A 15232-nucleotide genomic window follows, 5' to 3' on the forward strand; every position below is an offset into this window, starting at 1 on the left:
CGGCCCTTTCCCTTGCACCCCGGCGTAATATGTTGCACGAGGTGATCCGGGCGTGATCCAACGCCCCGACCCCAATTCGAAGGACAAAGCCCATGGCCGACGGCGCACTGGATATTGACACGAAACCGACCGAAGAGATCAGCGTACGCGAGGTTTTCGGCATCGACACCGACATGGTGATCAAGGGTTTCGCAGACAGCAGCGACCGGGTCCCGGATCTGGACAGCACGTACAAATTTGACCCCGACACGACGCTCGCGATCCTCGCCGGATTTGCGCACAACCGCCGCGTGATGATTCAGGGCTATCACGGCACGGGCAAATCGACCCACATCGAACAGGTAGCGGCGCGACTGAACTGGCCCGCGGTTCGTGTGAACCTCGACAGCCACATCAGCCGGATCGATCTGATCGGCAAGGACGCCATCAAGCTCAAAGACGGCAAACAGGTTACTGACTTCCAGGAAGGCATCCTGCCCTGGGCGCTGCGCAATCCCACTGCGATTGTCTTTGACGAATACGATGCGGGTCGCGCGGACGTCATGTTCGTGATCCAGCGGGTGCTGGAAGTGGACGGCAAACTGACACTGCTCGACCAGAACAAGGTGATTACGCCTCACCCGTATTTCCGTATTTTTGCGACCGCGAACACCGTTGGCCTGGGTGACACAACCGGCCTGTATCATGGGACACAGCAGATCAACCAGGGTCAGATGGACCGCTGGTCACTGGTGGCGACGCTGAACTATCTCAGCATCGACGCGGAAACCGCCATCGTGCTGAGCAAAAACCCGCACTACAACACGGAAAAAGGCCGCAAGATCGTCAAGCAGATGGTCACCGTCGCGGACCTGACACGCACGGCCTTTATGAACGGCGACCTGTCGACCGTGATGAGCCCCCGGACCGTGATCGCCTGGGCACAGAACGCCGAGATTTTCCGCAACGTGGGCTATGCGTTCCGCCTGTCGTTCCTGAACAAATGCGACGAGCTCGAGCGCCAGACAGTGGCAGAGTTCTACCAGCGTCTGTTTGACGAAGAGCTTCCCGAGAGCGCGGCAAGTGTGAGCCTGGGATAAGCCATGCACATCGGGTTGATCGGCGGTATCGGCCCGGCAGCCACGGTGGTTTACTATCAGCGGCTGACGGCCCTGATGCGCGAACGCGGCAAGAAACTTGACCTGACGATTGTTCAGGCCAGCGCTGATGAGCTGGTAGCGAATAACCTCGCGGACAACCGGACCGCTCAGGCGCAGATATATGCCGAACTGATTGATCGGTTGAAAGCGGCCGGGGCTGACTGTGCAGCAATAACGTCGCTGGGTGGCCACTTCTGCTTTGCAGAGACGCAAGCGATCAGCACGCTGCCCCTTGTCAGCGGTGTGACCCCGCTGGATGACTATTTTTCCGGTCAGGGTATCGGCACAATCGGCTTGCTGGGCACCGGGGTTGTGATGCGGACAAAGCTCTACGGACAACTGGAAGAGACCCGTGCGGTAGCCCCCTCAGATGATCTGGACCGTGTCGCGGACACATATCTGCGCATGGCGCTGAGTGGTCAGTGTACTGACGAGAGCCGCGCGCTGTTTTTTGAAGCTGGCCGGGCGATGACCGACGCGCATGGCGCAGACGCGGTCGTTCTGGCGGGCACGGATCTGGGTCTTGCGTTTGACGGCCACGACCCGGGGTATAAAGTAATAGATGCGCTGGACGTGCATGTGGCCCTGCTGGCCGATCTTGCGTCCGGGGAACGGTCGCTGACCTGATGGGAACGGACATATGAGCAAACCTTCTGACAATCCGGCAGATGCGTTCAAAAAAGCGCTCGGCGAGGCGACCAGGGTTATGGCACATGACCCTGAGCTGACCGTGTCCTATTCGGTGGACCCGGCAGGTGTTTCCGGTGATGCAATGCGTCTGCCGCAGGTCAGTCGCCGGATGACACGCGACGAGGTCATGCTGGCACGCGGAACGGCCGATGCGCTGGCCCTGCACCGCCGGTACCACAACGGGCAGACGCATTCACGCTATCAGCCACAGGGGGATATGGCCCGCGATCTTTACGAGGCGATGGAAACAGCCCGCTGCGAAGCGATGGGCGCGCGGGATATGCCCGGCACGGCCGGCAACATCGACGCCAAGATCAGCCACGAGGCGATGCGTAAGGGCTATGGCCAGGTGTCGCAGGCAGCCGATGTGCCGCTTTCTGTTGCCGCGGGCTATCTGATCCGGCACCTTGCCACGGGCCGGGATCTGCCCGCCGATGCACACAATGTCATGGACCTGTGGCGCGGGTTTATCGAGGATCAGTGCGGCGGCACCCTAGAGAACCTTGACGAGACGCTGAATGATCAGTCGGCTTTTGCAAAGTTTGCCCGGCAGATGATTTCTGATCTGGGGTATGGCGATCAGCTGGGAGATGACCCCGACCAGATTGATGAGGATCAGGAGGACGAGGCCGAAGAAGGCACGGACGAGGATTCCGAACCCGACAGCACGGGCCAGGACGATCAGGACGAGGAAGACTCCGAAGGTTCGCCCGAGCAGAGCCAGGAAGAACAGCAGGACGCAGCCCAGGCACAGGTCTCTATGGATGACATGGCCGATCAGGAGATGGGCGACGAGGCGGAGATGCCGGACGGCGAGGCCCCGATGGAGCCCCCTGCCCCGCAGCCTGCCTCAGAGGCAGATCCGGATTATCTGGTCTATATGTCTGATCATGATGAGGAAATTGGCGCTGAAGAGCTGGCCGAACCGGTGGAACTGGAACGTCTGCGCGCCTACCTCGACCAGCAGCTTGAGCCGCTGAAAGGTGCCGTAAGCCGTCTGGCCAACAAGCTGCAGCGCCGTCTGCAGGCCCAGCAGAACCGGTCCTGGGAGTTTGATCTGGAAGAAGGCATGCTGGACGCCGGGCGTCTGGCGCGTGTTGTGGCCAACCCGACCACCCCGCTGAGCTTTAAGGTCGAGAAAGATACAGAGTTCCGCGACACTGTGGTGACCCTGCTGCTGGACAATTCTGGCTCGATGCGGGGCCGGCCGATTTCCATTGCAGCGATCTGTGCGGACGTTCTTGCCCGCACGCTGGAACGCTGCAACGTAAAGGTCGAGATCCTCGGCTTTACCACCCGGGCGTGGAAAGGCGGGCAGGCACGCGAGGCCTGGCTGAACGAGGGCCGTCCGCAGCAGCCAGGGCGGCTGAACGACCTGCGCCATATCGTCTATAAATCCGCAGATGCGCCCTGGCGGCGCACCCGGCCCAATCTGGGTCTGATGATGAAAGAGGGTCTGCTGAAGGAAAACATCGACGGGGAAGCGCTGGAATGGGCACACCGCCGGATGTTGATGAGGGCAGAAGCACGGAAAATCCTGATGGTGATTTCTGATGGTGCACCGGTGGATGACAGCACATTGTCCGTAAATCCGGCGAACTATCTGGAAAAGCACCTGCGCGATGTGATCGCGATGGTAGAAAAGCGGCGCGCTGTTGAGCTTCTCGCAATCGGGATCGGCCATGATGTGACACGGTACTACGACCGCGCGGTGACCATTACGGACGTCGACCAGCTCGCCGGGGCCATGACAGAGCAGCTTGCAGCACTTTTTGACAGCAACCCCCGGGCTCGGGCGCGCATCATGGGAATGAAACGCGCGGGCTGATCCTGCGCACGCTCCACGGGGATATTCGGGGCCGTAAGAAACAGGGGTGGAGATATGTTCCAGACGTTTGATGTGACTGCACGCCCGGAGCAGGGTCCGCCACGGCTGGCAGCGCTGCGTAAGGCTCTGGCAGCAGAAGGCCTGGATGGTTTTTTTGTTCCCCGCGCTGACGCGCATCAGGGCGAATACGTTGCTGCCCATGATGAACGTCTGGCCTGGCTTACCGGCTTCACCGGCTCGGCCGGATTTTGCATTGCCCTGCAGCAGGTCGCGGGCGTGTTCATTGACGGACGTTACCGCACGCAGGTGAAGTCGCAGGTCGCGGGAGAATACACGCCTGTGCCCTGGCCCGATATCCGGCCTGGAAAATGGCTGTGCGAACAACTGCCCGACGGAGGCGTCGTTGGCTTTGACCCCTGGCTGCACACTGTTGGTCAGATGGAAGCGTTGCGCGAGGACCTTGAAGGCAGCGGTATTGTAATGCGGCCAACGGAAAACCTTGTGGACCGCATCTGGGATGACCAGCCAGCGCCACCGATGGAAAAGGCCCGGATTCATCCGCTGGAATTCGCCGGAGAAAGCCATGCAGACAAACGGACAAGGCTTGCGGCCGGGCTGACCGCGGCCGGGCACCGGTCAGCCGTTATCACACTGCCGGATTCACTTTGCTGGCTGCTCAACATCCGCGGTGCGGATATTCCCCGCAACCCCATCGCTCAGGGCTTTGCCGTCCTGACTGATGCAGGCCTCGTCCATCTGTTTATGGCAGCAGAGAAACTTGACGGTCTGCGCGATCATCTGGGCCCGGAAGTGACAGTGCATGCTCCTGGTCATCTGGTGAATTTCGTCAGTGGGCTGGAAGGTCCGGTCCGGCTGGACAAAGGATCTGTTCCTGTCGCCATCGCTGATGCAGCGGGCGACGCAGCAGTCTGGGGCGATGAACCCTGTGCCCTGCCGAAAGCCCGCAAGAATGCAGCTGAGGTTGCAGGTTCCGCCGAGGCGCATCTGCGCGATGGTGCCGCGGTTGCTGAACTTCTTGCCTGGCTTGACGCACAGGCCCCCGGAACACTGACCGAAACCCAGGTGGTTTCACAACTTGAGGCACTGCGCCGCAATGATAATGCGCTGCAGGACATCAGCTTTGAAACCATCGCGGGCACCGGGCCTCACGGTGCGATCATGCACTACCGGGTAACCGAAGAGACAGATGCAACCCTCGAAGACGGCCACCTGATTGTGCTCGACAGTGGTGGGCAATACCTCGATGGGACGACGGATATCACCCGCACCATCGCCATCGGCGCGCCACCCGAGGAGGCGGCGGTTGCTTTCACGCGCGTGCTGCAGGGGATGATCGCGATGAGCCGCCTGCGCTGGCCCGCCGGGCTGGCCGGACGCGACATCGAGGCCATCGGACGGATGCCGCTCTGGCTCGCCGGCCAGGATTTTGACCACGGGCTCGGGCACGGCGTTGGTGCCTATCTGAGCGTTCACGAAGGACCGCAGCGTCTGAGCCGTATCAGCCATGTTCCAATTGAACCTGGCATGATCCTGTCCAATGAGCCGGGGTATTACCGCGAAGGCGCGTTCGGCATCCGTATCGAAAATCTGATCGTGGCGCAGGAAGCGCCTGCGCTGCCTGGCGGGGACGATCACCGCGCCATGCTCAACTGGCGGACCCTGACATTTGCCCCGATCGACAGGCGGCTTCTGGTCGTATCGCTGCTGACACCCGCTGAACGCGACTGGCTCAACAGCTACCACGCTGAAGTTGCAGAAAAGATCGGCCCGCGCCTATCGCCCGACGCCAAAACGTGGTTGGATGTCGCAACCGCGCCGGTCTGAGCAGGGATTTCCGTCACTCTCCGTCGACAGAGCGCGTTACAACATCGTCCGACGCACCAGGGGAGGCACCGTCATGGCCGCACATATCACAATCCGCAAAGCCGGAGGCACCTGGTCCGTCCGTGCCGGCGGCGCCGTTCTGGGTGAAAGCGACAACGCGCTGGAACTGGTCGAGGGCGATTACCCGCCGGTTATTTACTTTCCACGCGACGACATCGCGATGGCCTTTCTCGACAGTTCCGAAAAGTCGACCCACTGTCCCTATAAGGGTGATGCGACCTACTTTTCGGTGGTTACCAAGAGCACGACGCTGAAGGACGTTGCCTGGTCATACGAAAATCCGCTTGATGCCGTATCACGTATCAGGGAACACTTGGCGTTTTACACGAATGGTGACGTGACGGTGGAACAGATCTGATCTCTGATCAGGAGTGTTCCTCAGCGGCTGTCGCCGCCAGTGCCCGGTTGTAGACCTTGAGAGCGTCCACATAAAAAACTGCACCCAGCAACTGCGGCGGCGTGGCATCGGCGCTCAGCGTAACCACCGGAATAAAGGTTTGCCCGGTCTCAAAGATCGGCATCGCTGCTTCCAGCGTGGCAGTGGCATCAATATAGATGCCCTCTCCGATCATTTCCCAGCAGGCCTCTTCGCTGGCCGCGCGCGGATCATCGGGCCGCCGCATCACACTGCCCACCCGGAACATCGCCAGCAGATAGGCCTGTGGCCCGGCAGCCAGATGAATGCCCCGCCTTTCCAGCTGGGTCAGGAAAAAGCTGCGATCAACCAGTCGTGATGCGAGCGCCGTGGACATCGACACCGCGACCATCACCGCGAGCCCGGTCTGCCAGTCCCCCGTCAGTTCAAAGACAATCAGCGTCGTCGATATCGGGGCGCCCAGAACAGCCGCGGCAACAGCCCCCATCCCGGCAAGAGCATAAAGCGTATAAGAGCCTGATACATCTGGGAATATACCGGTCGCAATCAACCCGAAACTCAGGCCCGTGAGCGCGCCAACCATCAGCGACGGAGAAAACACACCGCCGCCCATCCTGCCCGCCATTGTAATTGCCACTGCAACCGTTTTGAGAATGGCGAAAACGATGGCATCCCACAGACCAAGCTGCCCTGTCAGAGCCAGCGACGTGGTCTCATATCCGACGCCGATGATATGCGGGAACCAGATGGCGATACCGCCCAGCATCGCACCAGCCACCGCCGGACGCAGCCAGCCCGGGATTGACAGGCGGTTCTGCATGACCGTACCGAAATCGTCAGACCAGAAGATCGCCTTCATCAGAGCAACTGCGACGAGCCCTGACATCAGACCCAGCAACAGAAACGCCGGCATTTCCTGGTAGAACTGCACCTCGCCGGTGGTTGCCAGCGTAAACTCTGTCACGCCGCCGAATTCGAGTCGGTTGATTACTGTGCCGGCAGCACTTGCGATCACGATCGGCGCAAAAGCGTGCACCGCGAAATGCCGCAGTACCACCTCGAGCGCAAAAAGAGCGCCGGCAATCGGGGCATTAAAGCTCGCCGAAACCGCCGCCGCGACGGCACATCCCAATAGATCACGCCCGGTAATTCCATCGGCATGCATGCGTCGGTTCACCCAGGTGGAAATCACCGCCGCAAGGTGAACAACAGGCCCTTCCCGGCCGCTCGACCCGCCGGTCCCAAGGGTGATCATAGAGGCCAGCGCCGATGCCAGCCCGGCGCGCGTTTCGACCCGGCCATCGTGCATTGCCGCGCCATGAATCACGTCTGCAACAGATCTGGCACGGCCGTCGTTGGTGAACCTGTTCAGAATGAGGCCGACCACCAGACCGCCGCAAATCGGAATAATCAGGATCATGTACCATGGCAGAGACTGTGCAAAACTATGCAACAGACGGACATCCTCTGTACCGTAAAGAAAAGTCTGTAACGCATTGATCCCTTTTCGGAAAAACAACGCGGCAAAACCCGCCGCCACACCAACTGCAAGTGCGATAAACCAGAACTGGATCTGACCTGGCCCCTGTTTGCGCAAAACATCCAGCCCGTGACGACAGGACGTGACCGCGCGGTCCAGCTGCCGGGATATCAGTGAGCTGTCTGGCCGGGGCATGCTGATCTCAGATCCTTTTTTGCGTTGCCCGGCGCACTGGCCGGTATGACAGCTAGCCTGCCAGCAGTGCCCGCGCGGCACCGCGAGCCTCTTCGGTTATCGTATCGCCCGACAGCATCCGCGCGATCTCGTCAACACGGTCCGCACCGGGCAGCGGGGTAACTGTTGACGTCGTCATCCCTGCGTGCACGCGTTTTTCCACGCGCCAGTGATGCGCCCCGAGGGCCGCAACCTGTGGCGAATGCGTTACGACCAGCACCTGCCCGCCCTGAGCAAGGTCAGCAAGCCGCCGTCCGACAGCATCCGCGGTGGCACCACCGACACCACGGTCAATTTCATCAAAGATAATCGTCAGGCCACTCTGTCCACTGGTAAGGCAGACCTTGAGAGCCAGCAGAAACCGGCTGAGTTCACCACCGGACGCGATCCGGTTGAGAGGCCCTGCCGGTGCGCCAGGGTTGGTAGCCACACAAAATGCCACGCTGTCACGCCCGTCTGGTCCGGGTGCTTCATCCGTGATGACCGTCTCGAAAACGGCACGTTCCATCCGCAGAGGCGCCAGTTCCTTTCCGACGGCCCTGTCGAGGCCTTTTGCTGCTTTCTCGCGGGCAGTGCGCAACGCGTCCGAGGCCGACTGATACCGTGCCTCGCATTCAGACAGGGCCCGACGCAGGTCTGCGAGTTCGGCGTCCCCTGCATCCAGCGCCTGCAGCCGCGCGCGCAGAGTTTCGCCGAAACCTGCAAGATCATCAGGTTGCACATCGTGTTTACGGGCCAGCGCCCGGATCGCGAACAGACGCTCTTCTGTTTCTTCGAGGTCGGTCGGGTTAAAGGAGAGATCGTCAATGGCTGCGGTAATTCCGCCGGTGGCTTCATCCAGTTCAACCAGGGCGCGGGACAAAGCCGCCAGTGGAGCTTCCAGACGACCCTCTGCGTGGGTTGCGGCACCTTCCAGCCAGCGCAGCGCTTCTCCAAGGGCAGCCTCAGCGCCCTGGTTGCCCAGCAGTTCATAGGCGCGCACCACGTCATTGCGGATCTTCTCTGCCCCCTGCATCAGGCGGCGCTGCGCATCCAGTGCCGCTTCTTCGCCTGCTTCAGGCGTCAGGGCATCCAGTTCGGCGACGGCGTGACGCAGAAAATCTTCCTCTTCACGAATGCCGGCGATGGCCGTCTCTGCGGCGGCCAGGGCTTTTGCCGCACGTCCTTTTTCTGTCCAAGCCGCGCGGGTTACAGCTTTATGGGCATCCAGCCCACCAAACTCGTCCAGAATTGCGCGATGTCCTTTCTGGTCCAGCAGCCCGCGGTCATCATGCTGGCCATGGAGCTCAACAAGTGTAGCCGACAGCTGCCGCAGAACGTCGCCGGAGCAGCGCCGGTCGTTGACCCAGGCAGTTTTCCGGCCATCCTGGCTGTTGACCCGCCGCAGGATCAGTTCATCCGAAACCGGCAGACCTGCGTCTTCGAGAACAGCGCGCGCGGGGTGGTCGTCTCCGAGGTCAAACCATGCCGTGACTTCCCCCTGTGCCGCGCCGCTGCGCACGAGATCAGCACGCCCCCGCCAGCCCAGAACAAAGCCCAGTGAATCCAGAAGGATAGACTTGCCCGCCCCGGTCTCGCCGGTCAGCACGTTCAGACCTGGCTGGAAGGCAAGCTCCAGCCGGTCAATGATCAGCATATCCGAAATATCAAGTCCGCGCAGCATCGGCTTTATCCCGTATCCCGGCGCATCCCCGTCAGAGCCAGTCGCCCTTGACAGTCTGGCGATACACCTGGCGCAGCCAGCCGTCTCCGGCCGCCTCAAGTGTCAGCCCCTGACCGGTCAGAAGCGCAAAGCTGTCCTCGTACCAGTCAGTCGAGCGATAGTTAAATCCGAGTATGGCGCCTGCGGTCCGGGCTTCGTCAACAAGCCCGAGTGACAGATAGGCCTCCACAAGACGGTGCAGCGCTTCCGGAGTCTGCGCCGTGGTCTGAAAATCTTCGACAACCACACGGAACCTGTTGATGGCAGCTGTGTAGTGATTCCGGCGCAGGTAGTACCGCCCGATTTCCATTTCCTTGGCCGCAAGGTGGTCAAAGGCGAGGTCAAACTTCAACACCGACGAGCGTGCGTATTCGCTGTCAGGATACCGCTCTATGACCTCGCGCAAGGCCTGAAGCGCCTGGAATGTCAGCCCCTGGTCCCGGCCAACCTCGTCAATCTGGTCATAGTAGCTCAGTGCCAGCAGATACTGTGCATAGGCGGCGTCGTCGTCATCGGGATAGAAATCGATAAACCGCTGCGCGGCCGACCTGCTGTTCGGATAGTCTTCGTCAGAGTGATAGGCAAATGCCTGCATGATCAGTGCGCGGCGCGCCCAGTCCGAATAAGGATAGAGGCGTTCGATCTCGGCAAAGTAAAACGCAGCTTCTTCAGGGTCCGAATTGCTCAGTTCGAACTCGCCGCGTTCAAATATCTGCTCGGCGCTGTAGGTCTCCAGCGGAATTTCCTGAGGGTTGAAAAAGCTTCCGGTCGTACGCCCGCCATCACTGCCGCCGCATCCCGCCAGAAACACGCTCAGAAACACCGCGCCGCATTTTTGCCTATGTGCGCTGAACATACCCATGCCAGACACCCTTTTCGTTACCCCGTGCACCGGTTCTTCCCCGCTACCCGATGGTCCTAGCACAGAAAATTGCCATGCAAAACGCCCTTTGCACAACATCCTTCGTTTGTGATGGAGAGTTGCAGGAGCCGCTCAGGCAACTGCGGGAATCTCATCCCAGACAAGGCCGTAACCTGGCAGTCGGGAGACCTGATCCTTATCGCAGACAAGCATCCGGAAGGCACCCGGGGTGACAAACAGTTCACGCAGCAGTGTGTTGGTCAGCGAATGACCCGCGCGGACACCGGTGTAATGCCCCAGAAGCGGCGCTCCGGCCAGCGCCAGATCGCCCAGAGCATCCAGCATTTTGTGGCGGACGGGCTCATCGCTGTGGCGCAGGCCACCTGGGCTCAGCACCCGGTCGCCGTCGAAGACAACCGCGTTCTCACCGGCGTTGCCACCCAGCGCCAGACCGTTGGCACGCATGACGTCTACATCCGCCTGACGGCAGAACGTGCGGCTGTCGCACAGTTCGCGCGCAAAGCTGCCGTTATTCATCACCAAAGATTTATGCTGGCGACCGATCGCCCTGTCAGCAAAATCAATTTCGAAGTCGATGCGCAGCGTCCCGGAAGGTGCAAGTGTTGCTGATGCGTCGCCATCACGCACTGTCACCTCTTTGAGAACCTCGAACGCCCGGACGGGTGCTGGCAGCGTCCGCAGACCACGCTGCATGATGCCACGCACGAAAGGAGCGGCCGAGCCGTCGAGGATGGGAACTTCGGGACCGTCGATCTCAACCAGCGCATTGTGCACGCCGCAACCCGCCAGAGCGGCCATGACGTGCTCGATCGTAGAAACCTGAAGCCCCGAGCTGTTTTCGATCCGGGTGCACAGCGGTGACCGCAGCACAGCATCCCAGCGGGCCGGGATCAGCCGGTCGCCTGTCGCGATGTCAGTGCGTGAGAACCAGATGCCATGTTCTGCACCTGCAGGACGGATCGTCAGAACAGCCTTCTTGCCCGAGTGTAACCCGGTGCCGGAAAAGCTCACTGGTGTTTTGATCGTTGTCTGCACGTCGCCCTCAATTAATACGGATTAACTCCGGTTGACCGGTAACTATGCGCACTGCCCACGGGTCTCAACTCAATCTTTGCAACGGACTGAAACACTCCTGTTACAATTCGGCAAGAACACGCCGCGACACGTCTAATTTACTGTAAACAAAAGAAAACGGGCCGCCAAACAGCAGCCCGTTTCTGTAGTATTGTGATGAGATCAGTTCGCCTGACGACGCAGGAAAGCCGGAATTTCTATCCGCTCCTGGTCCGGATCGGCCTGCTCCTGCGGCATTGGCGCCGGTGTCGCGCTGCGCTGCTGGACCTGCGGCTGTTGCCGCGGTGCGGCGGGCGCAGCGCCCTCGCCCTGCCCTGTCATACGGTTGATCAGCGAATTGATGCCGAACCGCGGACGTTCGCCCTGTGCATCTGCCTCGGGTGCAGTTGCCTGCCGGCGCTCCGGATAAGGTGCCGCCTTCTCAGCAGCCGCGCGCAGACGCGCCATCGCTTCGGGTGACGGCGTACCGGGTGCAGGCGCGCGCGGTGCCACAAAGCTTTCAGCGGCCGGCTCTTCGTCACGCGCCGGCTCGAAAGCAGCAACCTGTGGCTGATAGGCCGGTGCCGGAAGATCATCGTCAGCGGCAACCGTTTGTGCCTGCGCAAATACATCTTCGCCTGTGTCCGCAACCGCCTGAACTTCTGCGTCCAGTTCGCGGAAGAGAGATGGTTCTTCTGCGGCTTCGGCAACCTGCGCTTCACCGGCTTCGGCATATTCCGGTGCCACAACCGCTGCAGAGGCAGCAACGGGGGCAACCTCTTCAACCGCCTCAGCAGCGGGGCGCAGGGGCTGGGACATGGAGCGGCGCGGAACCGGCATGTCGGTATTGACCTCCGTTGCATCAATACCTGTTGCGACCACACTGACCCGCATCAGACCGCCCATGTCCGTATCCAGAGTGGAGCCTACAATGATATTTGCTTCCGGGTCCACTTCCTCGCGGATACGGTTCGCAGCTTCGTCGAGTTCAAACAGTGTCAGGTCATGGCCACCGGTGATGTTTATGAGAACACCTTTGGCACCGCGCAGGCTGATTTCGTCGAGCAGCGGGTTGGCGATTGCCTTCTCCGCGGCCTGGATCGCGCGATCCTCGCCATCGGACTCGCCCGTGCCCATCATTGCCTTGCCCATTTCATCCATCACGGCGCGCACATCCGCAAAATCAAGGTTGATCAGACCAGGACGGACCATCAGATCAGTCACACCCTTGACCCCCTGATACAGAACGTCATCTGCCATCGAGAACGCTTCGGTAAATGTTGTTTTTTCGTTCGCCAGCCGGAACAGGTTCTGGTTCGGAATAATGATCAGCGTATCAACGACTTTCTGCAGGGCTTCGACACCGTCCTCAGCCTGACGCATCCGCTTGGCGCCCTCGAACTGAAACGGCTTGGTCACAACACCGACGGTCAGAACACCCAGTTCCCGGGCTGCCTGCGCGATGATCGGCGCAGCACCTGTGCCTGTGCCGCCGCCCATTCCCGCGGTGATAAAGCACATATGCGCCCCGGCCAGGTGATCGACGATTTCCTCGATGCTCTCTTCGGCGGCTGCCGCACCGACGCTGGCGCGTGCACCGGCGCCAAGACCCTCGGTGACTTTCACGCCCAGCTGAACCCGGTTTTCAGATTTCGCCTGCTGCAGCGCCTGCGCATCAGTATTGGCCACAACGAATTCGACACCGTCGAGCTCTTTCTCGATCATGTTGTTGACGGCGTTGCCGCCGGCACCCCCGACACCGAAAACGGTGATCCTGGGTTTCAGATCGCCCTGACCGGGCATCGTGAGAGTAAGAGCCATTGTGTAATCCGCCTGTGCTGAAAGCCCGCATTCGCGGGTGGTTTTTTTCATGCTGTTCCGCGCCAACAATACCCGGACGTAAAGAAAGCGTCACGCAAAAAACGCAAATTTGCCACAAAATGTGGGGTTTCAGCGCTCTCCGGCCGCTTCAGACAGGTGGTTCAGGCAAGATGTTGCGTAGACGGCATCCGATACGCCTGGGATTGCACAAACGGGAGTTGTGCGCGCCGCAATGGTTGCGCGCGTGCCGCTAGTGATTCACCGATGTGTGACGCCTGCTCGATCGCCATCGGGCCTCTGTCGGGCCTTGCCCGAACGGTACCACACTGTGCCTTCGGGGTCACCCGATTCTTTGTGTGCAGGCATGTTCCGGCGCATCAGCTAACCGGCACATCACCGCAGTAAAACGGTTCATCCGAGATGTCTGAGACAACCTGTATCTCACCATCGCTCAGACGCGCGACACGCACCATCAGGCGGCCTTCGTGGCGAAACGGCCACCAGCACACAGGTTCACGGTCTTGCTGGTGATCATAGAGAAAGCAGATCCTGTCGTCGGGGGTGGTTATTCTGCCGCGCACGCAGATCCCGTCCGCCTGCTCCCAGACGGATTCCGTGCGCGAGATGAAAAACTCCGTTCCGACAATTTGGTTTGTCGTGAGATCACTGAACGTCAGGGTTTTGCCAACAGCCTCATCCAGAAATGCCTGCGGTGAAATCAGCGTTTGCGCCGGCGCAGCAGCAGCCCAAGTCAGCGCTGCCAGCGCAGAAAGCCACGCCCGCACTTTACCAGTTATCCCGGAACCACTTGACCGCACGACGCAACGAACGATTGGGGTAGCTTTCTGCCGGAATGTCGAAATCCCACCATTCATCCTGCGGATGCGCAGCAAACAGCGACAGCCCGACCACCGACGAAAAGGCCGGCCCGGTGGCGGCCTGCGGCAGGCCATGCACGCGCAGCGGCCTGCCAAGTCTGACCTGCTGGCCGAGTATCTTGCTTGCCAGCCCGTCAAGCCCCGGTATCTGACTGCCACCGCCTGTCAGTACGATCTGCTGGCTGGGAAGATGGTCAAAACCGGCGGCATCAAGCCGCGCGCGCACCTCTTCGAGGATCTCTTCGACGCGCGGGCGCATGATGCCGATCACCTCAGCCCGGCTGGCGGTCCGGCGGTCATGTTCAAAGTCTCCGGTGTCGCCGCCGATTTCAATCATCTCACGATCATCCACGCCCGTTGCGTGCACGCCGCCATAGAATGTTTTGATCCGCTCCGCGTTCGACGTTGGAATCTGCAAACCCATCGAGATGTCGGACGTCACGTGATCACCACCCATGCGCACCGTATCGGCAAAGATCATGTGCTTTTTGATGAAGATGGAAACCCCTGTGCTGCCACCGCCGAGGTCAATACAGGCGGCCCCCAGCTCCTGTTCATCCTCAACGAGCGATGAATACCCGCTGACATAGGCAGAGGAGGCAATCCCGGCGAGCTCAAGGTCACACCGCTTGATGCAATGCGCGAGGTGCTGAACCGCCTGCCCGTCGACGGTGAGCATGTGCATATCCACTGAAAGTGCATTGCCCATCTGCCCCCGCGGATCAACCAGCCCGGACCGGTGATCAATGGCAAAGTTCACCGGTTGCGCATGCAGCACTTCGCGGCCTGCGCCATAATCCGGCACATCACAGGCCGCCATGACACGTGCTACGTCCTCTTCTGTGACTTCCCGCCCATCAAGCGGGACCTGTGCATCAAGGCCATAGGACCGGGGCCCTGCTCCGGCAAAACAGGCAATCACATGATCCACGCGGATCCCGGCCATCTTCTGAGCGCCCTGTAAAGCAGTCCGAATAGCCCGCTCCGTCTCCTGCATCGCGCAGATTTCACCAAATTTCACGCCCCGCGACCGGGTTGTGGCCGCCCCGATCACCCGGAATGCAGACTGACCAGCCAGTGATCCTATTTCGCCTTCTTCGCCGACCGGACCAGCGCCATCAAACCGCAGTACGAGACAGGAAATCTTTGAGCTGCCCACATCCAGAATGGCCACCACACCGCGCTGCATCGCAGCTTTGCGCATCTGGCGCATCTGGCGCTGGTTTTCATACAAATCGTTCAT

12 protein-coding genes are annotated in these 15232 nt (G+C 60.5%); 5 read left to right on the forward strand and 7 right to left on the reverse strand.

Features of this window, described 5'->3' with window-relative positions; translation table 11 throughout:
* The first annotated feature begins 92 nt into the window (after positions 1-92).
* The 5 genes from cobS to Q0792_RS14720 all read left to right on the forward strand — a co-directional run bounded on the left by cobS (position 93) and on the right by Q0792_RS14720 (position 5920).
* Positions 93-1079 (forward strand): cobaltochelatase subunit CobS, encoded by a 987-nt coding sequence (gene cobS / locus Q0792_RS14700; RefSeq protein ID WP_298842289.1) that lies wholly within the window; start codon positions 93-95, stop codon positions 1077-1079.
* Between the two features lie 3 nt (positions 1080-1082).
* Positions 1083-1766 carry an aspartate/glutamate racemase family protein gene (locus Q0792_RS14705; RefSeq protein ID WP_298842292.1) on the forward strand — a complete coding sequence of 228 codons (684 nt, stop codon included), beginning with the start codon at positions 1083-1085 and terminating at the stop codon, positions 1764-1766.
* A gap of 13 nt (positions 1767-1779) precedes the next feature.
* Positions 1780-3657, forward strand: a complete 1878-nt coding sequence (gene cobT / locus Q0792_RS14710) for a cobaltochelatase subunit CobT (RefSeq protein ID WP_298842294.1) — start codon at positions 1780-1782, stop codon at positions 3655-3657.
* A 54-nt stretch (positions 3658-3711) separates the two neighbouring features.
* Positions 3712-5502 (forward strand): aminopeptidase P family protein, encoded by a 1791-nt coding sequence (locus Q0792_RS14715; RefSeq protein ID WP_298842297.1) that lies wholly within the window; start codon positions 3712-3714, stop codon positions 5500-5502.
* Positions 5503-5575: 73 nt separating this feature from the next.
* A complete protein-coding gene (locus tag Q0792_RS14720) occupies positions 5576-5920 on the forward strand; it encodes a DUF427 domain-containing protein (RefSeq protein WP_298842300.1) in 345 nt (114 codons plus the stop codon).
* A 7-nt stretch (positions 5921-5927) separates the two neighbouring features.
* On the opposite strand, the gene Q0792_RS14725 is transcribed toward Q0792_RS14720, so the two are convergent.
* The 7 genes from Q0792_RS14725 to ftsA form a co-directional block, all read right to left on the reverse strand.
* Complete coding sequence (locus Q0792_RS14725; RefSeq protein ID WP_298842303.1) at positions 5928-7613, reverse strand: chloride channel protein; 1686 nt, start codon at positions 7611-7613, stop codon at positions 5928-5930.
* Positions 7614-7665: 52 nt separating this feature from the next.
* A complete protein-coding gene (gene recN, locus Q0792_RS14730) occupies positions 7666-9315 on the reverse strand; it encodes a DNA repair protein RecN (RefSeq protein WP_298842306.1) in 1650 nt (549 codons plus the stop codon).
* Between the two features lie 31 nt (positions 9316-9346).
* The gene (locus Q0792_RS14735; RefSeq protein ID WP_298843811.1) at positions 9347-10210 is read right to left on the reverse strand and encodes an outer membrane protein assembly factor BamD; all 864 of its coding nucleotides are present in this window, start codon (positions 10208-10210) and stop codon (positions 9347-9349) included.
* A gap of 138 nt (positions 10211-10348) precedes the next feature.
* Positions 10349-11272, reverse strand: coding sequence for a UDP-3-O-acyl-N-acetylglucosamine deacetylase (gene lpxC, locus Q0792_RS14740; protein WP_298842308.1), 924 nt, complete (start codon positions 11270-11272; stop codon positions 10349-10351).
* A gap of 201 nt (positions 11273-11473) precedes the next feature.
* Positions 11474-13111 carry a cell division protein FtsZ gene (ftsZ, locus tag Q0792_RS14745; protein ID WP_298843814.1) on the reverse strand — a complete coding sequence of 546 codons (1638 nt, stop codon included), beginning with the start codon at positions 13109-13111 and terminating at the stop codon, positions 11474-11476.
* 377 nt (positions 13112-13488) lie between these two features.
* Positions 13489-13896, reverse strand: coding sequence for a hypothetical protein (locus Q0792_RS14750; RefSeq protein ID WP_298842311.1), 408 nt, complete (start codon positions 13894-13896; stop codon positions 13489-13491).
* Position 13897: 1 nt separating this feature from the next.
* Positions 13898-15232, reverse strand: coding sequence for a cell division protein FtsA (gene ftsA, locus Q0792_RS14755; protein WP_298842314.1), 1335 nt, complete (start codon positions 15230-15232; stop codon positions 13898-13900).

Origin of the sequence: uncultured Roseobacter sp. (genome assembly GCF_947495025.1) — a bacterium.
Taxonomy (GTDB): domain Bacteria; phylum Pseudomonadota; class Alphaproteobacteria; order Rhodobacterales; family Rhodobacteraceae; genus Roseobacter.

Excerpts from the sequence above, each read along its gene's own strand:
- cobS (WP_298842289.1), top strand. The coding sequence starts at position 93 with ATGGCCGACGGCGCACTGGATATTGACACGAAACCGACCGAAGAGATC.
- Q0792_RS14705 (WP_298842292.1), top strand. The coding sequence starts at position 1,083 with ATGCACATCGGGTTGATCGGCGGTATCGGCCCGGCAGCCACGGTGGTT.
- cobT (WP_298842294.1), top strand. The coding sequence starts at position 1,780 with ATGAGCAAACCTTCTGACAATCCGGCAGATGCGTTCAAAAAAGCGCTC.
- Q0792_RS14715 (WP_298842297.1), top strand. The coding sequence starts at position 3,712 with ATGTTCCAGACGTTTGATGTGACTGCACGCCCGGAGCAGGGTCCGCCA.
- Q0792_RS14720 (WP_298842300.1), top strand. The coding sequence starts at position 5,576 with ATGGCCGCACATATCACAATCCGCAAAGCCGGAGGCACCTGGTCCGTC.
- Q0792_RS14725 (WP_298842303.1), bottom strand. The coding sequence starts at position 7,613 with ATGCCCCGGCCAGACAGCTCACTGATATCCCGGCAGCTGGACCGCGCG.
- recN (WP_298842306.1), bottom strand. The coding sequence starts at position 9,315 with ATGCTGCGCGGACTTGATATTTCGGATATGCTGATCATTGACCGGCTG.
- Q0792_RS14735 (WP_298843811.1), bottom strand. The coding sequence starts at position 10,210 with ATGTTCAGCGCACATAGGCAAAAATGCGGCGCGGTGTTTCTGAGCGTG.
- ftsZ (WP_298843814.1), bottom strand. The coding sequence starts at position 13,111 with ATGGCTCTTACTCTCACGATGCCCGGTCAGGGCGATCTGAAACCCAGG.
- ftsA (WP_298842314.1), bottom strand. The coding sequence starts at position 15,232 with ATGAACGATTTGTATGAAAACCAGCGCCAGATGCGCCAGATGCGCAAA.